17 protein-coding genes are annotated in these 23,080 nt (G+C 62.2%); 3 read left to right on the forward strand and 14 right to left on the reverse strand.

Features of this window, described 5'->3' with window-relative positions; translation table 11 throughout:
* Positions 1–9: 9 nt before the first annotated feature.
* From ACTJKS_RS10175 to ACTJKS_RS10185, 3 genes are read right to left on the reverse strand one after another with little or no spacing between them, the layout of a single operon-like run.
* On the reverse strand, positions 10–2,106 hold the full coding sequence (locus tag ACTJKS_RS10175; RefSeq protein ID WP_262949386.1) for an HlyD family efflux transporter periplasmic adaptor subunit: 2,097 nt from the start codon (positions 2,104–2,106) through the stop codon (positions 10–12).
* Positions 2,107–3,426 (reverse strand): efflux RND transporter periplasmic adaptor subunit, encoded by a 1,320-nt coding sequence (locus tag ACTJKS_RS10180; protein WP_198759181.1) that lies wholly within the window; start codon positions 3,424–3,426, stop codon positions 2,107–2,109.
* Positions 3,423–4,202, reverse strand: a complete 780-nt coding sequence (locus ACTJKS_RS10185; RefSeq protein ID WP_108181306.1) for an efflux RND transporter periplasmic adaptor subunit — start codon at positions 4,200–4,202, stop codon at positions 3,423–3,425. The genes ACTJKS_RS10180 and ACTJKS_RS10185 overlap by 4 nt, the downstream gene beginning before the upstream one ends.
* A gap of 169 nt (positions 4,203–4,371) precedes the next feature.
* Between ACTJKS_RS10185 and ACTJKS_RS10190 the strand changes: the two genes are divergently transcribed.
* Both ACTJKS_RS10190 and ACTJKS_RS10195 read left to right on the forward strand, forming a co-directional pair.
* Complete coding sequence (locus tag ACTJKS_RS10190) at positions 4,372–4,737, forward strand: type II toxin-antitoxin system RelE/ParE family toxin (RefSeq protein ID WP_047290723.1); 366 nt, start codon at positions 4,372–4,374, stop codon at positions 4,735–4,737.
* Positions 4,730–5,035 carry an XRE family transcriptional regulator gene (locus ACTJKS_RS10195; RefSeq protein ID WP_098966556.1) on the forward strand — a complete coding sequence of 102 codons (306 nt, stop codon included), beginning with the start codon at positions 4,730–4,732 and terminating at the stop codon, positions 5,033–5,035. The genes ACTJKS_RS10190 and ACTJKS_RS10195 overlap by 8 nt, the downstream gene beginning before the upstream one ends.
* Before the next feature lie 95 nt (positions 5,036–5,130).
* On the opposite strand, the gene ACTJKS_RS10200 is transcribed toward ACTJKS_RS10195, so the two are convergent.
* From ACTJKS_RS10200 to ACTJKS_RS10250, 11 genes are all read right to left on the reverse strand, one after another.
* Positions 5,131–6,705 carry an efflux transporter outer membrane subunit gene (locus ACTJKS_RS10200; protein ID WP_262949384.1) on the reverse strand — a complete coding sequence of 525 codons (1,575 nt, stop codon included), beginning with the start codon at positions 6,703–6,705 and terminating at the stop codon, positions 5,131–5,133.
* Positions 6,702–7,772: an HlyD family secretion protein gene (locus ACTJKS_RS10205; RefSeq protein WP_262949383.1), complete on the reverse strand. Its 1,071-nt coding sequence runs from the start codon at positions 7,770–7,772 to the stop codon at positions 6,702–6,704. Before ACTJKS_RS10205 ends, ACTJKS_RS10200 begins: the two co-directional genes overlap by 4 nt.
* A gap of 26 nt (positions 7,773–7,798) precedes the next feature.
* The gene (locus tag ACTJKS_RS10210) at positions 7,799–9,337 is read right to left on the reverse strand and encodes an MFS transporter (RefSeq protein WP_108181303.1); all 1,539 of its coding nucleotides are present in this window, start codon (positions 9,335–9,337) and stop codon (positions 7,799–7,801) included.
* Positions 9,338–9,525: 188 nt separating this feature from the next.
* Positions 9,526–10,443 (reverse strand): LysR family transcriptional regulator, encoded by a 918-nt coding sequence (locus ACTJKS_RS10215; protein ID WP_041070933.1) that lies wholly within the window; start codon positions 10,441–10,443, stop codon positions 9,526–9,528.
* 194 nt (positions 10,444–10,637) lie between these two features.
* Positions 10,638–11,504 (reverse strand): ABC transporter permease, encoded by an 867-nt coding sequence (locus ACTJKS_RS10220; protein ID WP_108181302.1) that lies wholly within the window; start codon positions 11,502–11,504, stop codon positions 10,638–10,640.
* Between the two features lie 20 nt (positions 11,505–11,524).
* A complete protein-coding gene (locus tag ACTJKS_RS10225; RefSeq protein WP_041070929.1) occupies positions 11,525–12,385 on the reverse strand; it encodes an ABC transporter ATP-binding protein in 861 nt (286 codons plus the stop codon).
* 5 nt (positions 12,386–12,390) lie between these two features.
* The gene (locus ACTJKS_RS10230) at positions 12,391–13,416 is read right to left on the reverse strand and encodes an ABC transporter substrate-binding protein (protein WP_108181300.1); all 1,026 of its coding nucleotides are present in this window, start codon (positions 13,414–13,416) and stop codon (positions 12,391–12,393) included.
* Positions 13,417–13,434: 18 nt separating this feature from the next.
* A complete protein-coding gene (locus ACTJKS_RS10235) occupies positions 13,435–14,331 on the reverse strand; it encodes a TauD/TfdA dioxygenase family protein (protein WP_198759178.1) in 897 nt (298 codons plus the stop codon).
* 373 nt (positions 14,332–14,704) lie between these two features.
* Positions 14,705–16,072, reverse strand: a complete 1,368-nt coding sequence (locus ACTJKS_RS10240) for an HlyD family type I secretion periplasmic adaptor subunit (RefSeq protein WP_041070920.1) — start codon at positions 16,070–16,072, stop codon at positions 14,705–14,707.
* Positions 16,062–18,218 carry a type I secretion system permease/ATPase gene (locus tag ACTJKS_RS10245; RefSeq protein ID WP_095137824.1) on the reverse strand — a complete coding sequence of 719 codons (2,157 nt, stop codon included), beginning with the start codon at positions 18,216–18,218 and terminating at the stop codon, positions 16,062–16,064. The genes ACTJKS_RS10240 and ACTJKS_RS10245 overlap by 11 nt, the downstream gene beginning before the upstream one ends.
* A gap of 42 nt (positions 18,219–18,260) precedes the next feature.
* Complete coding sequence (locus ACTJKS_RS10250) at positions 18,261–19,613, reverse strand: TolC family outer membrane protein (RefSeq protein ID WP_440828827.1); 1,353 nt, start codon at positions 19,611–19,613, stop codon at positions 18,261–18,263.
* A 357-nt stretch (positions 19,614–19,970) separates the two neighbouring features.
* Here ACTJKS_RS10250 and ACTJKS_RS10255 point away from each other — a divergent pair.
* Positions 19,971–23,080, forward strand: a 3,110-nt coding sequence (locus ACTJKS_RS10255) for a retention module-containing protein (RefSeq protein ID WP_440828828.1), incomplete at its 3' end; no start/stop codon positions are given.

The raw sequence follows: 23,080 nt of genomic DNA on the forward strand, positions 1-23,080 counted from the left end.
TCACGCTCCCTAAAAACCGCTTTCCCTGACCCCCAGCGCCGCCAACCGGCGCCAGGCCACGCCGAGTACCGACTCGCCGCTGCCCTGCAGCACCACCACACCGCGCAACGGTTGAACCGGGGTGGGCGGCTGATCCAGCGTAGTCAATCGCGCGCCATATTGCGCCTGTACAGGCTCGGCTCGTTGCTGTTGATCGCGGCGCACGGCAATCGGCCCGTGATGATCGGAGGTCAGCGCCTCCTGATCGACATAGGCCACGCCATTGGTATCGATTTCATCCAGCTTTACGGCGAGCGCCGGATGCATCGGATCATCGGCGATGAAGCGCCCGGTCGCACCCGGCTGGACCCGCCACAACTCGGCTTCGGCGATATAGCCGCGCAGGCGCGAACCGTCCTCGACCACCCGCGCCAGCGCATCCTTGCTCGACAGCCAGCGCCCCGGCGTCAGATTTGGCAGCACATCACGCACAGTGCCGGCATGGGGCGCGCGCAGCAGCAGGCGTTCGCGCCGAGCGCTCAGACCACGGTATTGCGCCACGGCTTCGGCGAGGCGTTGCTCGATGATACTGGCGTCGGCCGCGGTTTCACTGCGACCGGCCTGTCGGCGCATCAGCAATTGCTGGATCTGGATTTCCCGACGGACGATGGCCTGCTGCGAATCGAGGTCCGGCGACTCCAGTTCGATCAACACATCACCCTGAGCGACCATCTGCCCGTCCGTGACCTTGACTGTTTTGACCCGTGCCGCGACCGGCGCATGCAACGCACTGGCCCGACCGCCCTCAAGCATTGTCGGCAGTTCGACCGCGCTGCGCCACGGCACGATCAGCACCAGCAGCAGACCAAGCACAGCGAGACTGCTCAGCAGCACACGCGCACCGTGGGCCTGTTCGCGGCGGCTCCACCACTGGCGCCACTCATTCATGATCGGCAGAAAGATGAACCACACCAGTTCCACCAGCATCAGGAAGATCCCCAACACTTTGAAAAACAGGTGATAGACCGCCAGCGCGATCCCGAAAAACAACGCCGCACGCCATAACCACGAGCCATACCCCCAGATCAGCAAACGCCGTTGCATCTTCGGCGACCAAGGCTCCGGCGCCGGAGCACCATAGCCGAACAAAAATTCGCGCAACCGCCAGCGACACAGGGCAAAGGCCCGGCCCTGCAGGTTGTCGACCTCCCACAAGTCGCTGAGCAAAAAGTAACCATCGAAACGCATGAACGGGTTGAGATTGACCACCAGCGTGGTGATCCAGGTCGCACTGGCGAGCATGAACGCCGCCGTTCGGGCCGGGCCGTCGGGCAATAGCGACCAGACCAGCAACGCGATGCACGCCAGCAACAACTCCGCCAGCACCCCGCCGGCACCGATCAGCAGCCGCGCACGCCGATCATTGACCCGCCAGGCATCGCTGACATCGGTGTAGAACATCGGCAGGAGCACCATGAACGCCACGCCCATGCTCTGCACCCGACAGCCGGCGCGCTTGGCCATGAATGCGTGGCCAAACTCGTGGCAGAGCTTGGCGAAGAACAGCGCCACACCAAACGAGAGCGCCCCACCGAGGCTGAACAGGTGCGGAAAGGTGCCGACAAAGCGCTGCCAGTCCCGCGAAACCAGAAACACCCCGAGCGCCAGCGTTACCGGCAGACCGACGCGCAACAGTCGTGGTCCGAAGCGCCCCAGCCACGGCCACGCGCAATTGAGAAAAGCGTCCGGGCGCCACAATGGAATGCGAAAAAACAGATATTGGTGAAGCAGGATTTTCCACAGGCTCTGCCGTTGCGCGAGGGCCTTGAGCGAGTAACTGGCACGCTGCTGATCGTCGAGGGCGCTGATCAGGTCATGCCCGCGCAGAAATGTCAGCAGTTGCTCCAACTCGACACCGTCCAGCGGCAGGCCCGGTTCGCGGTTGGCGGCGCGCAGCACTTGCTCGGGATCGCCCAGCGACCAGTGGCGCAACAGGCGCATCGCCGCCGCGCCGAGTTTGAAATACCGACCGCGCACCGGATCGGCCAGGGTCCAGCGCGGTGAACCGTCCAGTGCCGGCGCCGCGGGCGACAGTTGCAGGTCGGCACGCAGGCTCGGCAGATTCATTTACAGGCCCACGCTCTGGCGCAGACCGGCGAGCGGGCGGCGCAGCAGATACAAGGCCAGCGGCGCGCGGTCGCCGAATATCTTGGCCGTACCGCGCAGGCCGATGCGCGGCGGTGCCTCGGTAAAATTCGCATCCAGTCGATACGCCAGTTGGCCGCCAGCGGTGGGCTGCGCTTCATAGGCCGAACGCTCAAGTCTGGCGGTGTGGCGTTGCAGCGGATCGCTGTCGAGGAACAACGCAATATCGGCGCCCGGTTCCAGCGCAATCGCGTCGCCCACCGCCAGTTCGATGCGCAGTTCGGCCTGATTCGGGTCGGCGATTTCCATCAAGCGCTCGCCGGTCTGCACCGGTCTGCCGGTCAGGCGTTCGGCATCGGCGAACACTGCAATGCCGTCACGCTCGGCGCGCACTTCGCTGCGCGCCAGCAACTCGCGGGCGTAATCGCGCTCGGCGCGTTTTTGCTCGGCGCGGGCGGCGAGCAAATCGACCCTGGCACTGGACTCGGCATCGGCAAATGAACGTTGCGAGTTGGATTTCAGCTCTGCTTCCGCCACGCCCAAGGCACGCTCGGCCACATCGGCCTGGGCCTTGAGGGTGGTGCTTTCAAACCGCAGCAGCAGGTCGCCGGTTTTCACCGGTTGATTGGGCTTGACCAGAAACTCGGCGATCACCCCGTCCAGCGGCGCCGCCACCACGCGCCCGCCCTGCGGCACCACCTCGGCCGGGGCCAGCACTGACTGGCGCACCGGGATCAACAACCCGAGCAACAGCACCGCCACCAGCGCCACCTGACGCTTGCGGGTCCAGCGCAGACGCCACGGTTTGCGCGGTTGCAGCGCCAGCCACGCATGACTGTAGGTGTCGCCCAGTTGTGACAACAGCACTTGTTCGGAAGGGTTCCACGACACGTCGCGGGCCAGCCACAAACCGCCGAACACCTCGCCCTCGCGGTCGATCAGTGGCAGCCAGAACACCTGAGCGGCAGACAGACTGCGCCAGTCAGCCTGAATCGCTTCACCCACCCGCTCAGGCGTGATGACCCGCGCAATCTTCAACCCGTCCTGCTTGAACAACTGCGCCACCGCCTGCTCGACGAATGCCACAAACGGTGCATTCGGCTCGACCGTACTGACGCCAGTCACCGCCTGTACCTTGCCAGCGATCAGTAATGCCGCATGGCGATACCCGAACAGCGCCTGGCCGTCGTTGACCAGGCTATAGGCCAGTTGCGAGGCATCGCGAGCAGCGCGCGTCTGTCGTTCGAGATCCAGAAACCGCGCAAACACCTGTTCGGCGCCGCCGGCCACCGGGGCGTTCATTTAAGCTCCGCAAAATGCGCCGTGCCGCTCATGCCGGCGAGCAAGCCCTTGGCTTCGGGAAGTGTGGCGACCAGCAACAGGGTCTGACTGCCTTCGTCAATCCGCGCACCGAGTCGTTTGACCGTGGCGTCGATGGGCTGACCGGTCTCATCGGGAACGAAACTGAAGGTCTGGCCTGGCTTGAGTCTGGCCATCCAGCGTGAGGGCACCAGCAGGTGAATTTCCAGGGTACGGTTGTCGACCACATCGAGCAGTGGCGCGCCGGCCGGCACACTTTCGTAGCGTTGCACCTTGCGCTCGACCACTTGCCCGTCGAACGGTGCAACCACGCTGCAGCGTTTGACCTGAACCTGATAAACCTGAGATTGCGCCTGGGTCTCGCTGACCTTGGCCTCGGCCCGCGCCACTTCGAAACGCCCGACGGAATTGAGCGCCGCCAGTTGCCGATTGTGCGCCAGCTCCTCACCGGCACCGCGGCTGGCGGCCTGGGCGGCATTGAGCTGCGCCTGATACGCCGAGCAATCGAACTTCGCCAGCACATCGCCCTTCTTGAACGACTCGCCCTCGCTGAACGGCAACTCGACAATCCGCCCGGACAACTCACTGGCCAGCGTTGCCTGATCCCGAGCGCGCAACACACCCCGCGCCTCACTGCTCGCCGTGGCTGTCGCAGGCGCTGCGTTATCCAGCAGCGGATCGTCTGGCCCGGGCGTTTGCGCCTGAACTGCACACGTAACAAAGGTCAATCCGATAACCCAACCGCGCAAACGCTGCATAACCGCTACTCCCTGACGGATGAGCGGAGTCTACGACAGCGGGGAATAGCGTCAAGCGAAAGGCCATCACTGTGTCGTTACGCTTGCTGTAATCCGACCGAAGCGCTATGGTCAACCCATCGAAAATATGACTTTGATGGAATATTCCATAACACTCATATTAGTGCCCATGAATTGGGATATCGAATACACCGACGAGTTCGGCAACTGGTGGGAAGAACTGACTGAGAGCGAGCAGAGTTCTGTGGCGGCAAGCGTCAAACTGCTTGGGCAATTCGGCCCAGGCCTGCGTTTTCCGCATAGCAGTGCAATCAATGGCGCGCGGCATGGTCATTTACGGGAATTGCGCGTCCAGCATGGCGGGCGACCGTATCGCGTGCTCTATGCGTTTGATCCAAGACGCTGCGCGTTGCTTTTGATCGGTGGAGATAAAACCGGTCAGGACCGCTGGTATGAACTCAACGTCCCGCTCGCCGATCGACTGTACGATGAGCATCTCGAAACATTGCGCAAAGAGGGTTGCAACAATGGCTAAGAAATTCGCCGACCTCGAAGCACGCATGACACCCGAAGCACGGGCGCTTGCCGATTCGATCTACGAACAACACATCAAGGAAATGCCGCTTAACGAACTGCGACAAGCCAAGGCCTTGAGCCAGGCCACGCTGGCTGAAATGCTGCACGTCAACCAAGCGGCCATCTCGAAAATGGAGCGCCGTACCGATATGTACATCAGCACGCTGCGCAACTATATCCGGGCAATGGGTGGCGAACTTGAAATCATCGCGACCTTCCCCGACGGGCAAATCAAAATCGAAAATTTCGCAGGCTGAACAGCCATAACCCGCTTCAACCTGTGAATCTTCCACTGTGCAATAGCCGTATAGTGGCCAATCGAATTCGCCAATTTGCTCCCTCAGGCGCAATCTCAGCGCTGCGCCATCTCCCCCACCGGATACACCGACTCCCATCCCCCACCCAACGCCTTGTATAACCCGACCATCGCCAACGACACACCCGTCGAACTCTCCACCCACTGCTCCTGAGTGGCCAGCAACGCGCCTTGCACGGTAAGGACGTTGACGAAATCGACCACGCCTTCGACGTATTGCTGTTGCGCGGTGCGCAGGGCGATCTGGTTCTGCCGCACTGCTTCGGCGAGGCTGTCGCGGCGGCGTTGGCTGGCGTTGTAGGCGGTCAGTTGATCGTCGATTTCATGCCAGGCGCGCAGCACGGTCTGCTGATAGGCGATGGCCGCTTCCTGTTGCTGGGCTTCGCGCAGTTGCAGCATGCCGCGCAGGTGGCCGCCGTCGAACAGCGGCAGGCTGAATTGCGGGCCGATACCAAAAGCTCGCGAGCCCCAGGAGCCGAAATCGCTCAGTTGCATTGCCTGCGAGCCGAGGTTGCCGGACAGGGTGATGCGCGGATAGAAGTCGCCTTTGGCCACGCCGATGTTGGCAGTGGCGGCGTGCAGGCGCGCCTCGGCCTGGCGGATGTCCGGTCGGCGTTCGGCCAGTTGCGACGGCAGGCCGATGGCGACTTGCAGCGGTGACTGCGGCACGGCAGCGTCTGTGGATAACTCTTTGACCAGCGCTTGCGGTGGCTCGCCCATCAACAGACTGATCGCGTTGATCAGTTGCGACTGGCGTTGTTCAAGCGCTGGCAGACGCGATTCGATGGCCGCGACCTGAGCGGCGGCTTCGGCGACATCCAGATCGGTTGCCACACCGTCGTTGAGGCGCAGTTGTGACAGCTTGAGGCTGTGCCGGGCGACGTCGAGGTTCTGCTCGGTGACCGCGCGGGTGTTTTGCACGCCGCGCAGCTGGATGTAGTTCTGCGCGGTGTCGGCCAGCACTGCCAGCAGCACACCGCGTCGGTCGTTTTCGGCGACTTCGAGGTTGGCATCGGCGGCTTCGGTTTCACGGCGCACGCGGCCCCAGACATCCAGTTCCCACGAGGCGGAAAAACCGGCGTCCCACAGGTTGAAAGCGGAATCGCCGTTGTGCCCGGACGGGTCATTCAGGCCTTCGCCACTGTTGCGCTTTCGCGCGTAGCTGCCGTTAGCGGCGGTGTTCGGGTAGCGATCAGCGGTGATCACCTGGCGCGCGGCACGGCTTTGTTGCAAGCGGCTGCCGGCCAGCTGCAGATCGAGGTTGCTGTTCATCGCCCGCTGGGTCAGGGCTGAGAGTTGCGGGTCGTGGAAAACCTCCCACCAGCGTTCGTTCAGCGGTTCGCTGACCGCCTGGCTGGGGGCGGACTTGGCGGGTTTGGCCCAGTCGGTGATCTGTGTGGCTTCGGGCTTGTGGAAGTCCGGGCCGACGGTGCAGGCGCTGAGGCCAAGGGTAAGCAAGGCACCGAGTGCGAGTTGCTGCCACGGGCCTCTTCGCTGGCAAGCCAGCTCCCACAGAGAACTCTGTTTGGAGTGAGAATCCCGGCCAGTCTGCACACCCTCTGTGGGAGCTGGCTTGCCAGCGATGTCGCCAGCCGATTCAACAAAAATCATCGCTGAGTCACCTCGCGCTCCGCCGACGCCGAACGGCGAGTGTCGATACTCGCCTCCACCGACATGCCCACCCGCAAACGCTCGGCCATTGGCTGACCCGGCTCAAGCACGATCTTCACCGGAATCCGCTGCACGACTTTGGTGAAGTTGCCCGTGGCGTTGTCCGGTTTCACCGCGGCGAATGTCACGCCGGTGGCGGGGGCGATACTTTCGACGCGACCGCTCAAGGCTTCACCGCCGAGGCTGTCGACGCGTACCTGCACGTGCTGCCCCGGCTGCACGTCGGTGAGTTGGGTTTCCTGAAAGTTGGCGACCACATACGCCTGCTGCAACGGCACCACCGCCAGCAACTTGCTGCCCGGCGTGACATAGGCGCCGACGCGCACCGCACGCTCGCCGACCATGCCGTCCTGCGGCGCAGTGATGCGCGTGTAGGACAGCTCGAAACTGGCGATTTCCAGTGCCGCTTGCGCATGCTTCAGATTGCCTTCGGCGGCATCGCGCTGCGCGGAGAGAATCTCTACCTGCTTGCGCTCAGCCGCGAGCTTCGCGCTGGCGGTATCGAGCCGAGCGGTTGCCTGATCAATACGCGTGCGGGCTTGTTGCGCGTTCTGCACCGTGCCGGCACCTACACCGGCGAGGTGGTTGTAGCGATTGAGTTCCTGCTGGGCGAAGGCCATTTCTGCCTTGGCCGAGACCACCGAGGCCTGCGCCTGAGCAATCACCGAGGTCTGCCGCTCCAGCGTGGCCTTGGCGTTTTGCAACTGAGCCCGGGCGACCAGGGTTTGCGCATCGGCCGCTTCAGCGGCGGCGCGCAAATCGCGATCATCGATCAACGCCAGCAGTTGCCCGGCCTTGACCTGCTGGTTGTCTTCCACCAGCACTTCCTTGATGAACCCGGCCACGCGCGGCACCACCAAGGTGAAGTCGGCGGAAACGAACGCGTCGTTGGTATTTTGCTGGGTGCGCTTGCCGAACAGTCCCGGCACCGCCAGGTACAGCAACACGCCGACCGCCAGTGCGGCGGCCACGGCCACCGCGAGTTTTTGCTTTGCTTGAGTCGTCATAAAAACCTTCTGTTTCAGTACAGCCATCAGGTCGGCGCGCGGGGCGGAAAAATCCGCGTCGGCAGCCAGAAAATCAGCAGGATCAGCGCCACCGCGACGCCGGCCATGCACACATAGAGATCAGAGGACGTCAGCACCACGGCCTGTTCGTGCAGGCGATGGGCAAGGCCCGGATCGCTGCGATCGGCCAACGGTGAATTACCGAGGTTGTCGATCAACATGGTCGAGTGAAAATGCAGGCGCGCGGTGGTCAGCGCCTCGATGACGCCGGTGGCGATCACCGCCGCGAGGCCTTTCACCGTGTTGAACCACGCCGAAGCGAACGGGCCGTCCTGCGGCTGGATGCTGCCGGTCGAGAGCATCAACAGCGGCAGCACCGACATCGGCTGACCGAAAATCTGCAACCATTGCAGGACGTAGAAGTTGTCGCGGATCCACTCCGAAGTCAGCAGCGAGCCGCCCAGGCAGGACAGCGTGAGCATGCTCAAACCGATGCCCAGCACCCAGCGACAATCGACCCAGCGCAGGTTGCACAGCGCCGCCACCAGCGGCAGCGCGATCAGCTGCGGCAACGCCGCGATCAGCATGATCGGCGCGGTCTGCACCGGGCGATAACCCTGCACCTGCGCGAGATAGCTCGACGGAATCAGCACCACCGCCTGCAACACCACCAGCACCCCGGCCAGGGTCATCAGTGCGAACGCCAGGTTGCGAATGCCGAGCATCTGCAGCTTGAAAAACGGAATCGGCTGCGACCATTCATGGATCAGAAACGCCAGCAGCAACAGCGCGCCGGCGCCGAGCAATGCGCAGATCAGGCTCGACTCGAACCAGTCCAGCCGATTGCCCTGGAGCAAGCCAATCACCAGCATGCAGATCGCCGGAAAACCCAGCAGCAGGCCTTTCCAGTTGAAGGTCTTGAGGCGTTCCAGGCGCAGCGGATCCTGCGGAATGCCCCAGGCCACCATCGCCATGGCAATCAGACACGGCACGATGATTTGCCAGAACGTCCATTGCCAGCCGACGTATTCGCTCCACAACCCGGCCAGCGGCGTGCCAAGACCCGGGCCGAACGTCGCCGTCAGCGCATAGCCGGCCAGGCCATAAAGTTTGAAATTGGCCGGCAGAAAGCGCAGGGCGACGGTCATCAGCATCGGCGGCAACGCGCCTCCCGCCAGGCCTTGCAAGGTGCGCATCAGCAGCAGGCTTTCGTAGTTCGGGGCAAACGGGCACAGCACGCCGAGCAGCGTGAACAGACTGATCGCGCAGAGGGTGAAGCGGCGCAGGGAAAACGTCACCGAGCACCACGGCGCAAACGCCATCGCCGCCACCGAAGTCGCGGCGTAGCAGGACACCAGCCAGGTGCCTTCGTCGTAACCGATGTTCAGCGCACCACGGATGTCGGCCAAAGCGACTTTGGTCACCATCTCGTTGAGGCCCGAGACCAGCACCGCCAGCAGCACGCCGACCAGACCAGTGATGATCCGCGCGCCGAACACCGGTGGCGTGGCCGCCGTCGCCGGACTGGCCGCAGCGACGTTCGCCGGGACGGTCAGGGATGTCATGAGTACACACTCCGGAGGGAAAATACCGGAGCATTTTAGTAAGGCTTAGTGCTGACGAAAATTGACTTATTGGCAGGTTATAAGTGCGTCAGACACAATAGTTTAAAGCAAAAGATCGCAGCCTTCGGCAGCTCCTACGGACTGCGCTTCCCTGTAGGAGCTGCCGAAGGCTGCGATCTTTTGGCCCTTCAGGGCTGCGCGGCCAGCCACGTCTCATCGCAACAGGCCTTCAGCGTTTCGCGCAGCCAGCGGTGCGCCGGGTCCTTGTCGAAGCGCGGGTGCCAGGCCTGGGTCAGCATCAGCGTCGGCAACGGGATCGGCAGATTGAACGAGCGCAGCTTCAGGCCCAGTCGGCGCACGCTGAGCAACGCTTCCTTGGGCACCGGCAGGATCAGGTCGGAATCGGGCAAGGCAAACATCGCCGCGTGGAAGCTTGGTGCAATCACCGCCACCCGCCGCTCCAGGCCCAAGGCGTTCAACGCAGTGTCGATGGGGCCGCGAGCAATGCCACGGCGCGACATGCTGATATGCGAATAACCGGCATAGCGCTCGGCGGTGATTTCGCCGTCGAGCAGTGGATGATCCTCACGCACCAGACCGACAAAATGCGTGGAGAACAGGTTCTGCACTTTGACTTCCGGGGTCACCGGACGGGTGTTGCTGACACTCAGATCAATCCGTCCTTCGCGCAGCGCTTCGTCGTCGCCATCGCCCTCGGGAACGAAGCGCAATTCGCAGTGCGGCGCCTGCTGGTCGAGGGTGTCGAACAGCTTGCCGCCGTACACGCCGATGAAAAAGTCATTGGCGCGGATACTGAAGCGCCGCCGCAAGGTACCCAAATCCACGCTGTCGGCGGAGCGAAACAGCAGCGCCGCCTGCTCGACCACATCGCGCACCTGCTCGCGCAATTCGAGGGCTTTGGGGGTGGGTACCAGGCCACGACCGGCGCGCACCAGGATCGGATCGCCGATCGCCTCGCGGATACGCGTCAGGGTGCGGCTCATGGCGGCAGGGCTGAGGTTCATCCGCCGCGCGGCGCCAACCACACTGCCCTCGTCGAGCAGGGCGTCGAGGGCGACCAGGAGATTCATGTCCGGGAGTTGCATGCAGAGCACTCGTGGCTGATCTGGATTGATCCGGGTGCAATGCTAGCAAACATCCCTTAAGTTGGCGGCTTTAAGGACACCATCGCTGGCAAGCCAGCTCCCACAAGGATTGTGAGCTTCCACAAAGTCTATGGCCGGCGAAACTCCTGTGGGAGCTGGCTTGCCAGCGATAGGGCCAGCTCAGTCAATACACATCAGCGCTGCATGCCCCAGCGCTTTACGGTGACCCGCTCCAGCGTGTCGAACACCAGATTCTCCACCAGCAACCCGATCAGGATCACCACCGCCAATCCGGCAAACACCTTGTCGGTGTACAGCTCATTGCGGTTCTGGAAGATGTACCAGCCTAACCCGCCCTTGCCGCTGGTGGCGCCGAACACCAGCTCGGCGGCGATCAGCGTGCGCCAGGCAAACGCCCAGCCGATTTTCAACCCGGCGAGGATCGACGGCAGCGCTGCCGGGATCAGGATGAACAGCACAAAACGCATGCCCTTCAGCCCGTAGTTACGCCCGGCCATGCGCAGGGTTTCCGAGACGCCGAGAAAGCCTGCGTAGGTGTTCAACGCCAGCGCCCACAGCACCGAATGCACCAGCACGAAAATCAGGCTGTTCTGCCCAAGGCCGAACCAGAGCAACGCCAGCGGCAGCAAGGCAATCGCCGGCAGCGGGTTAAACATCGAGGTCAGGGTGCTCAGCAGGTCGCGACCGAACTGGGTCGACACCGCCAGCGTGGTCAGGGCGAATGCCAGCACGATACCGATCAGGTAACCCTTGATCAGCACCACCAGCGATATCCACACCTTGCCCAGCAGCTCGCCGCTGAGCAGGCCGTCGTACAGCGCGTGGCCGGTCTGCAGAAAGCTCGGCAGCAACAGGTCGTTGTTCTGCACCCGGGCGATCACTTCCCAGAGGATCGCCAGCAGAATCAAGATCACACTCTTACGCAGCCAGCCCTGTTGCCACAGGCGTTGCGCCAACGGCAATTCGCGCTCAAGCGGCACGCTGGTCAATGGTTCAAGGACGGTTTCAAACTCTTGTCGTACAGATGATGGCTGGCTCATCGGGCAATCCTCCAGAACGCTCAATAAGCGATACGAATGTCGTTGAAGTCATGGTCACGCTCGGTTTCCGGCGACTGGCCTTCATCGAACAGCAAACGGTGAATGCGCCGCGCCGATTCCTGAAACGCCACGCCGCCGAGGCTTTGCAGATCGTATTGATGGCTGTGCACTTCGGCGCGCACCCGCCCCGGATGTGGCGACAGCAACAGGATGCGGTTGCCGACCACCAACGCCTCTTCAATCGAGTGGGTGACGAACAGCAAGGTGAAGCGCACTTCTTCCCAGAGCAGCAGCAATTCTTCCTGCATCTTGCGCCGGGTCAGCGCATCCAGCGCAGCGAACGGCTCGTCCATCAAAAGGATTTTCGGCTGCATCGCCAACGCCCGGGCAATCGCCACCCGCGCCTTCATGCCGCCGGACAAGGTGTGGGGATAGGCATCGGCGAACGCCGCCAGTCCGACTTTTTCCAGATAGTGCAGCGCGCGTTGTTCAGCGTCTTTTTTGTTCAAGGTTCGCGAGGCCAGCAGCGGAAACATCACGTTCTGTTTCACGGTTTTCCACGGCGGCAGTTGATCGAACTCCTGGAACACCACGATCCGGTCCGGACCGGGTCCCTCGACCCGCTGACCTTGCAGGCGAATCTCGCCTTCGCTCGGCGCAATGAAACCGGCAGCGGCCTTGAGCAAAGTCGACTTGCCGCAGCCGGACGGGCCGAGCAGCACAAAGCGGTCCGCCGGATCGATTTCGAAGCTGACCTGATGGGTGGCCCGCACCACCCGTTGCGGAGTGCGGTATTCGAGGCTGACGTTATCCACCGCCAGCAGCGCTTGCGTGCTGGCGACCGGGTTGCTGGCCGCGTGGCCTTGCAAAGGGGCGTTCATCTCGATCAGCTCCCTTGCAGCGGTTTGGCGTCCTGGAAGAAGTAGTCCTTCCACGACTCCGGTTTGTTCTTGATCGCGCCGACGCGGTAGAGGAATTCGGCCAGCGGATAGGTATTTTTCGGCGTGACGCTGAATTCGAATTGCGGGTTGTCGATGATTTTCAGCAGCTCGGCGCGGTCGATCCTGGCCTTGGTCACGCGGATGTAGGTGTCCGCCGCCGCGCCCTTATCGTTCTGCGCAAATTGCGCGGCTTCGCTCAGCGCCTCGACGAAAGCTTTGTAGGTTTTCGGGTTGTCGTTGCGGAATTTCTCGGTGGCAAACAGCACCGTCGGCGAGTTCGGGCCGAGGATGTCGTAGGAGTTGAGCACCACGTGCACGTTGGAATTCTGCAGCGCCTGATCCTGGAACGGCGGGTTGGAGAAATGCCCGGTCAGCTCGGTGCCGCCGGCAATCAGCGCAGCGGTCGCATCCGGGTGCGGCACGGCGATGGTGTACTTGTCGAGGCGATTGAATTCCTTGTCTCCCCATTGTTTGGCCGCGGCGAATTGCAGGAAGCGCGACTGCACCGACACGCCCACCGCCGGCACCGCAATGCGGTCCTTCTCGGTGAAGTCGGCAATGGTTTTGACCTTGGGATTGTTGCTGACCAGGTAGTACGGGAAGTTGCCGAGCGAGGCGACTGCCTTGACGTTCTGCTTGCCGTGGGTGCGATCCCAGATGGTCAGCAGCGGGCCGACGCCGGCGCCGGCAATGTCGATAGAACCCGACAACAGCGCATCGTTGACCGCCGCGCCGCCCGAGAGCTGCGTCCAGTCGACCTTGATGTCGAGGCCTTGCTGCTTGCCGTACTTCTCGATCAGGCCCTGATCGCGCACCACGTTGAGCAATAAATAGACAATCCCGAACTGTTCGGCGATGCGGATTTCACCTTCGGCGTGGGCCACGGTTGGCGCCACCAGGCTACCGGCAAGCAGGCTGAAACCCAGGCCGATGGCCGCCGCCAGCGGTGCAAAGGGAAGACGTTTGGACATGATCGAATCTCCGGCAAATCAGAAAGGCGCGTCGCCCTGGATGGTCGTGCGATACAGCTTGCGGCGCAGGTGCGCGGGGCAGCCGGCGGCAAGGTGGATCAGCGAACGGTTGTCCCAGAACACCATGTCGTGGGGCTGCCACTGATGGCGGTAGATGTTTTGCGGCAGCACGCTGTGGGCGTAGAGCTCGGCCAGCAGTTGTTTGCTCTCGTCTTCCGGCAGGCCGACGATGCGGGTGGTGAAGCCTTCGCTGACGAACAATGCCTTGCGGCCGTTTTCCGGGTGCGTACGGACGATCGGATGCACCACTTCGGCGACCTGCGCCAGTTGCTCCGGGGTCAGGGTCGGACGCCAGTTGCCTTCGAATTTGGTTTCGCTGTAGCGCGCGGTGTAGGAATGCGCGGCCGAGCGGCCTTGCACGGCTTTGCGCAGCGCCTCGGGCAGGTTGTCCCAGGCTTTGTGCATGTCGGCGAACAACGTGTCGCCGCCCTCGGACGGCAATTCCTGCGCATGCAGCATCGAACCGAGGCTCGGCAGCTCTTTATAGGAAAGGTCGGAGTGCCAGAACTTGCCAGCGTCACCGAGGCCGATGTTCTGGCCGTTCTCGACGATGTTGGAAACGATGAGGATTTCCGGGTGATTGGCCAGCAGGAACTGCTTGAGCACGTGAATCTGCAACACGCCGAAGCGGCGACTGAAATCGATCTGCTGTTGCGGGGTGATGCGCTGGTCGCGGAACACCACGACATGGTGATCCAGATGCGCGCGATGAATGCGCGCGAAGTCCTGATCGTTGACCGGCCGGGTCAGGTCCAGGCCGATGATCTCGGCACCGACGGCACCGCTGAACGGACGGATTTCAAAGGCTTGCGGCGCGGCAGTCGCGGCGCTTGGGGTGGCAGTAGCTGCGGACATCTTTCAATCTCCCACGCACGGCGCGCTCACGGGCGCGCACGTCGATCAGACACTCACGCTGGATTGCGTGTCGGTTCAGGTCGTGCGGCGCGCCGATTGGTCGGCAGGTACGCAGGTGGGTGACTTTATAGCTATAAGAACTGGAAATTAAATACCGTTAATGAATAACGATATGGCGGTTGGTGAGGAATGGACGGGATGGTGAGTGACGATTTGTGTCACTTACTGACAGGAGTGTGTTATTCCCGCTGACGCCTTCGCGAGCAGGCTCGCTCCCACAGGGGTTCGCTGGTGAACACAAAATGAGTGCTTAACAAAGATCCAATGTGGGAGCGAGCCTGCTCGCGAAGAGGCCATCAGCCGCGCTGCAAATCTAACGCTCGTGCAGTGCCTCGGCCCGCGCCCGAATGATCGGCTTGAGCAGATAGCTCAGCACCGATTTCTTGCCGGTGATGATATCCACCGACGCCACCATCCCCGGAATGATCAGCAGCGGCTTGTCATCGGTGCCCAAGTGGCTGCGCTCGGTGCGCACCTTGATCATGTAGTAGGTGGTTTTCTTGTCTTCGTCGGTGATGGTGTCGGCACCGATCTGCTCCAGTTTGGCTTTCAGCCCGCCATAAATGGTGTAGTCGTACGCGGTGAATTTGACGATCGCTTCCTGCCCCGGATGCAGGAAGGCAATGTCCTGCGGGCGGATCTTGGCTTCGACCAGCAAGGTGTCATCCAGCGGCACGATTTCCACCATGTCGCTGCCGGGCTGGATCACGCCGCCGATGGTGTTGACCAGCAACTTGTTGACGATGCCGCGCACCGGCGAGGTGACCAGCGTCCGGCTGACCCGGTCTTCCAGCGCTTTGCCGGTGGCCTGGGCCTTGTTCAGGTCGGTGCGGGCTTCGTTGAGCTGAGTCAGCGCTTCGCTGCGGAATTTGCCGCGCGTCTCGTCGATCTTGCGCTGGACCTCCTTGATTGCCGATTCGGCGCGCGGGATGGCCAGCGTGGTGGCGTCGAGCTGACCACGGGTTTCGACTTCGGCACGCTTGAGGCGCAGCACTTCCACCGGCGATACGGCACCCTGTGCCACCAGTGGTTCGGACATGTTGATTTCCTGGCGCTGCAGGCCCAGTTGCTGACGATATTGCGCTTGCTTGGAACTGAATTCGCGCAGTTCTTGCTGACGCTGAATCAATTGTTCCTGCAAACCACCGATTTCGTCATGCAATTGCTGACGACGGCTGATGTACAACGACTCTTCGCTTTTCGCCTGACCCGGCACGGCTTTGAGCACGTCTTCCGGGAAGTTCAGCGGACGGTCATCGACCTCGGCGCTCAGGCGCTCGACGCGCAACAGCATCGACAGGCGATCAGCCTCGGTTTCGCCGACGTTGGAAGCAAATCGCGTATCGTCCAGGCGAATCAGCGGTGCGCCGGCCTCGACGATCTGGCCTTCCTTGACGAACATTTCCGAAACGATCCCGCCCTCCAGGTTCTGGATTTTCTGGATCTTCGACGACGGAATCGCCTTGCCGTCGCCCTTGGTCACTTCGTCGATCACGGCGAAGTTGGCCCACAGCAGCAGGAACAGGAAGAAGCCGATGATTGCCCAGATGGTCAGGCGCACGACGCGCGGGGCGTCCTCGATCAACGCCTTGTTGACCTCCGGCAGCGGCTGGCCCTGCAGCGAGGCAGAACCCTTGAAGTAGCGGCGGATCGACTCTTTGACACCCGACTTAAGCAACACTGATCTGCCCCTTCTTCAACGCTTCCATCACGGCGGCTTTCGGGCCATCGGCGAGAATCTGTCCACGGTCGACCACCAGCAGGCGGTCGACCAGCGACAGCAGCGAGGCCCGGTGCGTCACCAGCACCACGGTCTTGTTTTCAACGACGGCAGCCAGGCGTTGCTTGAGGCGTTCTTCGCCGGTGTTGTCCATGGCGCTGGTCGGTTCGTCGAGCAGCAGGATCGGCGGGTTGAGCAGCAACGCCCGCGCCAGCGCAACGTTCTGCCGCTGGCCGCCGGACAGGTTCTGCCCGCGCTCGCCGACTTGCAGTTCATAGCCTTGCGGGTGCAGACGGGCGAATTCGTGCACGCCCGCGAGCTCTGCGGCTTGCAGCACCAGTTCGTCTTCGACATAACGCGCGCCGGAAACCAGATTGTCGCGCAGGGTGCCGGCCAGCAGTTGGATGTCCTGCGGCACGTAGCCGATGTTGTAGCGCAACTCGCTGACGTCGATCTGGCGGATGTCGACGCCATCTACCAGCAGCGCGCCGTCATCCGGTTGGTACAGGCCGACCAGCAGTTTCGCCAGCGAACTCTTGCCCGAACCGCTGCGGCCGATGATGCCGATCTTCTCGCCGGGACGGATCACCAGGTTGATGTTCTTCAGCGCCGGGTTCTGTTGTTCCGGGTAGGTGAAGTTCAGCTGACGGCACTCGATCGCGCCCTGCAATACCTTGCGGCTCAGCGGACGCTCTTCGAAATTGCGCTCCTGCGGCAGCTCCATCATCTGATCGACCGAGGTCATGGTCACCCGCGCCTGCTGGTAGCGGGTCAACAGACCGGACAACGAGGCCAGCGGGCTGAGCGCGCGGCCGCTGAGCATGTAGCAGGCAATCAGACCGCCCATGCTCAGGTTGCCGGCGATGATCTGGTACACGCCGAAGACGATCATGATCACCCCGGCCAGTTGCTGGATCAGCAGAGTGATGTTCATCGCCAGACCGGAGAGCATTTTCACCCGCAGCTCGAGGCGGCTGAGGGTGCCGATGGTCTGCTCCCACTGGTATTGGCGTTCGCTTTCGGCGTTGTTGACCTTGACCGCGTCGAGGCCGGCGAGGGTTTCGATCAGGCTCGACTGCCGCTCGGCGCCGAGGGCCATGGTGCGCTCCATGGTCGCGACCAGCGGTTTCTGCAGCGCGTAACCGATCAACAAGGCAATCGGGAACGCCAGCACCGGAATCCACACCAGATGCCCGCCGAGAATGGCGATGACGATGAAAATCAGAATGGTGAACGGCAGGTCGATCAGGCTGGTCAGGGTCAGCGAGGCGAGAAAGTCACGCAGGCTCTGAAACTCATGGATGTTCTGCGCGAAACTGCCGACCCGCGCCGGGCGGTACTTCATGGCCATGCCGACGATGCGTTCGAACAGCGTCGCGGAGATGATCAGGTCGGTTTTCTTGCCGGCCAGATCCAGGCACAGACTGCGCAGGCTCTTGAGAATCAGATCGAAAATGTAGGCACCGGTGATGCCCAGCGCCAGCACCCACAGAGTCGCCTCGGCCTGGTTCGGCACCACACGGTCGTAGACGTTCATCACGAACAGCGGCGCGGCCATGGCGATGATGTTGATCAGGAAACTGGCGGCGATCGCATCGGCATACAGCCAGCGTGAACGCTTGAGGGTGTCGCGGAACCACGAGCGCGCACGCGGGATCAGCGTGCCGTGGTTGACGTCGAATTTGTGCTGCGGCTGGGCGAAGAACACTTTGCCGGTGTAGTCGTCGGCCAGCAGTTCGCGGCTGACCACCGATTCGCCGCCGTCGCTTTCGCTGAGCAGCACCCGGGCTTCGTTGTCACCTTGCCAGCCGAGCAGGACGGCGCTGCGGCCATCCTTGAGCAGCAACAGCGCCGGCATGGCAATCGCCGGAATCTCTTCCAGCTTGCGTTGCAGCACCCGACCCTGCAGCCCGGCGCGAGCCGCTGCGCGGGGCAGCAACTCGATACTCAGGCGCTGCTTGGGCAGCGGCAGACCGGTGGTGAGCATCGCCGCACTGGCGGGTTTCTGGTGCAGCATGCACAGAGCGAGCAGACCATCCAGCAACGGATCGTCGTGCATCGCGCGCGGATCATGAATGAGTTGAACTCGACTGACTTCTGATTCCACGCTCGGCACTCTTGGCTAACAATTGAACAATGAAGGTTCTGCTCAATTCATACCCGGCAGTTGGACCTTCGGCTTCACATCGTTCTGCACGACGGATGCCAACGGTGCGACCACTCCCTGGCTCTTGAGCAACTCGCCCATGGTCGCCTTGATTCGATACTGAGTAAATAACTGAATGTTCTTGATCTCGGCCAAACGGCGCGAAGCGGTGAACAACTCGTTTTCGCTGTCGAGCAAATCGAGCAGGGTGCGCTCGCCGAGGCTGAATTGACGCTGGTAAGCGGTACGCACGGCGGTGCTGTGATCAACGTACTGCTGAGCGATCGGCACCTGCGCATTGGAGTTGTTCAGGGCGTTCCAGGCCAGGCCCAGTTCTTCGTTCAACTGACGCAGGGCGTTGTTGCGGATGTCCAGCGCCTGGTTCGACAGGTACGACTTGGATTCCAGATCGGCCTTGTTGCTGCCACCGGAGTACAGGTTGAAGCGCATGCGCAGCATGGCCTGCCACTCGTTGTTATGGCCGTTCTGACCGTCGAGATCGTTGTCGGCGGTGCGACCCAGCTCGGCGTCGAAACGTGGGTAGAAGGTCGACTTGGCGGTTTCGTACTGCTTCTCGGCAGCAGCGATATCGGACTCGGCCGAGCGCAGGATCGGGCTGTTTTCCAGCATCTGCTGCCGCGCTTCATTGAGGTTGGCCGGCATCATCGCCATGAACGGCGCCGGACGCTCCAACTGGTCAGGCATCTGGCCGACGGCACTGAGGAAGTTGGTCTCGGAGTCAGCGAGGTTGGTTTGCTCGGTGATCAGGTTATTACGCGCCTGTGCCATCCGCGCTTCGGCCTGATCGAGGTCGGCACCACTGCCGACGCCGCGCTGGGTGCGCAGCTGAATCTGGTCGTAGATGCGCTGATGGCTCTTGAGGTTTTCTTCGGCCAGACGCACGAATTCGCGGCGGGTCAACACGTCCAGGTACACCTGGGCGACGGTCAGCGCGGTGCGCTCGGAAGTCCCCAGCAGGGAGTAGGCGCGGGAGTTGACGGTGGCTTGTTGACGCCCGACTTCGCTCGACGTCGCAAAACCGTCAAAGACCATTTGCGAGAGACGTAAACTTGACTCACTGCGGTTCAGCGTCTCCCAGTGGTTGCCGCCACCGTTGGCGCGCGTGGTCACGCTGTCGGTGCCCTCACGGCCATAACCGCCCAGCAGGTCGACCTTGGGCAGGTATCCACCTTTCGCAGCCTTTAACTGATAATCCGCGGCCAAACGACTGTTGACCCCTGCCTGGATTTCCGGATGGACATCCAGTGCCTGTTGCATGGCTTCCGGTAAGGATTGTGCATGGGCGAAAGAGGCGGCCAGAGCGAAGGGTAGAGCCTTGAACAAGTGCAAACGCATGGTAAAGATTTCCCAGGACTTCTTGTCTTGAATCACAGCAAAACGTGCTGCTGCGTCGGATGATTGGCAACCGGAATGACCGTATGTCGGAAAGTTCAAAATAGGAACTGGATCACACGCTGAGGGATAGGTCGCCGCGGAAATATCAATGTGACATTAGTGGGGCGATTGTTTAGGATGGCACCCAGAAGGTCAATAGTTTGGCATAAAGTTAATAGCGAAAGAATCTAGCCAAAATATTGACGAAAAGAAGCGTCAAACTTGATTCGCAAATTTTAAAAGTACGTCCAGACTGAATCGGCGCCGAAGCCATCAGGCAATGGAAGTCAACTGAACGTAACACCCGGAGAGTCTTCAATGAGCAGTGTTGTTGCCATCGTCAAAAGCATTGTCGGTCAGGTATTCGTGGTATCCCCCGAGGGTGTACGCCGCGTGCTCGTTGAAGGCGATCGCCTGTTCGTCGGCGACCAGATCGATACTGGCCTCTCCGGCGCTGTATCGCTGGAACTGGCGGATGGCCGCACCCTGGACCTGGGTCGCGAAACGCAGTGGAGCGCCAACGCGCCCGACTCCAGCACGGACCTGGCCGAAGCCACCGCGCAGGCCGCACCTTCTGTAGCCGAGTTGCAGCAGGCCATCGCCGCCGGCGCCGACCCGACCACTGCCCTTGAAGCCACCGCTGCCGGCGCGACCGCCGCGGGGACTGGCGGCGCGGCAGGCGGCGGCCACAGCTTCGTGATGCTCGACGCCACTGCTGGCCGCGTCGACCCGACCATCGGCTTCCCGACCGCGGGCATCAACGCCGGTGCGCAAGCGGCGCAGAACATCACCGGTGGCCAGACCACCGATACCACCGCCAACGCCCTGCGTGAATCGACCCTGAGCCTCAACGCCACGCCGACCATCACCGAAGCCGGCGGCGTGCTGGTGTACACCGCGACCCTGACCCAGGCGCCGCTGACCGACCTGACCATCACCCTGTCCAACGGCTCGGTGATCGTGATTCCGGCCGGCTCCACCACCGGCACCGTCAACGTGCCGCTGGCGCCGAACGACACCGTTTACAACGACCCGACCCAGATCGACGTGACCGTCACCGGCACCACTGGCGGCAACGGCATCACCGTGACCCCGCCGACCACTCCGGCCACGACCCAGGTCACCGACACAATCGACACCACCACCGTCACCCTGACCGCTGGCAGCAGCGTCACCGAAGGTGGTCAGATCACCTACACCGCGACCCTGACCAACCCGGCACAGACGCCGGTCACCGTCACCCTGTCCAACGGCTCGACCATCACCATCGAAGCGGGCCAGACCACAGGCACCGTCAACGTGCCCACTGCGCCGAACGACGTCTATAACAACGGCAGCACCGTCACTACCACCATTACCGGTGCCAGTGGCGGCAACTTCGAGAACCTGGTGCCGAACACGACGCCAGCCGTGACGAACATCGTCGATTCGCGCGACACCACCGGCCTGACCCTCACCGCCACCGGTACCGTGGTCGAAGGTGGCCAGATCACCTACACCGCGACCCTGACCAATCCGGCACAGACGCCGGTCACCGTCACCCTGTCCAACGGCTCGACCATCACCATCGAAGCCGGCCAGACCACTGGCACCGTCAACGTGCCGACCGCGCCGAACGACGTCTACAACAACGGCGGCACCGTCAGCACCACGATTACCGGTGCGACCGGCGGCAACTTCGAGAATCTGGTGCCGAACACCACGCCGGCGACCACCACCGTCACCGACTCCATCGACACCACCAACCTGTCGCTGAGTGCCACCGGCACCGTCGCTGAAGGCGGCTCGATCGTTTACACCGCCACCCTGACCAACCCGGCCGGCACCCCGGTGACCGTGACGTTGAGCAACGGCTCCGTCATCACCATCGAGGCTGGCAAAACCACCGGTACCGTGACCGTTCCGGCGCCTGCGGATGACGTCTACAAAGACGCCGGCAAGGTCGAAGTCAGCATCACCGGCACCAGCGGTGGCAATTTCGAGAACCTGGTGCCGAGCACCGTTCCGGCTGTTACCGAAGTCACTGACACCATCGATACCTCGACCGTCAAACTGACTGCCGATACGTCGGTCGCTGAGGGCGGCACTGTCACTTACACCGCCACCGTCGGTGCACCTGTGACCGGTTCGCCAGTTGTCGTGACCCTGGCCAACGGTCAGACCATCACCATCGAAGTGGGCAAAACCACCGGCACCGTGACCACCACCGCGCCGAACGATGCGTTGACCGGCAACCCACCGCTGACCAATGCCATCACCGACGTCAGTGGCGGTAACTACGAGAACCTCGTCGCCGACAAAACCCCGGTTTCGACCACCGTTACCGACACCGTCGACACCACTAACCTGACGTTGAGCGCGACCGCTACCGTGGCTGAGGGCGGTTCGATCGTTTACACCGCGACCTTGACCAATCCGGCCGGCACCCCGGTGACCGTGACCCTGAGCAATGGCTCCGTCATCACCATCGAAGCCGGTAAAACCACCGGTACCGTGACTGTTCCGGCACCTGCCGATGACGTCTATAAAGATGCCGGCAAAGTCGAAGTCAGCATCAACGGTGCAACCGGCGGCAACTTCGAAAATCTGGTGCCAAGCACTGTCCCTGCGGTCACCGAAGTGACCGACACCATCGATACTTCGACCGTCAAACTGTCCGCTGACACCTCGGTCGCCGAGGGTGGCACGGTGACTTACACCGCTACGGTTGGTGCACCCGTGACCGGTTCGCCGGTTGTCGTGACTCTGGCCAACGGTCAGTCCATCACCATCGAAGTGGGTAAAACCACCGGCACCGTGACCACCACCGCGCCGAACGATGCGTTGAACGGCCAGGCGCCGCTGACCAACTCGATCACTGGCGTGAGCGGTGGCAACTACGAAAACCTCGTGGCCGACAAGACGCCGGTCAGCACCACCGTGACCGACACCGTCGACACCACCAACCTGACGTTGAGCGCCACTGGCTCCGTCGCTGAAGGCGGTTCGATTGTCTACACCGCGACCCTGACCAACCCGGCCGGCACCCCGGTGACCGTGACCCTGAGCAATGGCTCCGTCATCACCATCGAAGCCGGTAAAACCACCGGTACCGTGACCGTTCCAGCGCCTGCCGATGACGTTTACAAAGATGCCGGCAAGGTTGAAGTCAGTATTACCGGAACCAGCGGTGGCAATTTCGAGAACCTTGTTCCGAGCACCGTTCCAGCTGTCACCGAAGTCACTGACACCATCGATACTTCGACCGTCAAACTGACCGCTGATACTTCGGTCGCTGAAGGCGGCACTGTCACTTACACCGCTACGGTTGGTGCGCCGGTGACTGGCTCGCCGGTTGTCGTGACTCTGGCCAACGGCCAGACCATCACCATCGAAGTGGGCAAGACCACTGGCACCGTGACCACCACCGCGCCGAACGATGCGTTGAA

Origin of the sequence: Pseudomonas sp. 22189 (assembly GCF_052045635.1) — a bacterium.
In the GTDB taxonomy this organism is placed as follows: domain Bacteria; phylum Pseudomonadota; class Gammaproteobacteria; order Pseudomonadales; family Pseudomonadaceae; genus Aquipseudomonas; species Aquipseudomonas parakoreensis.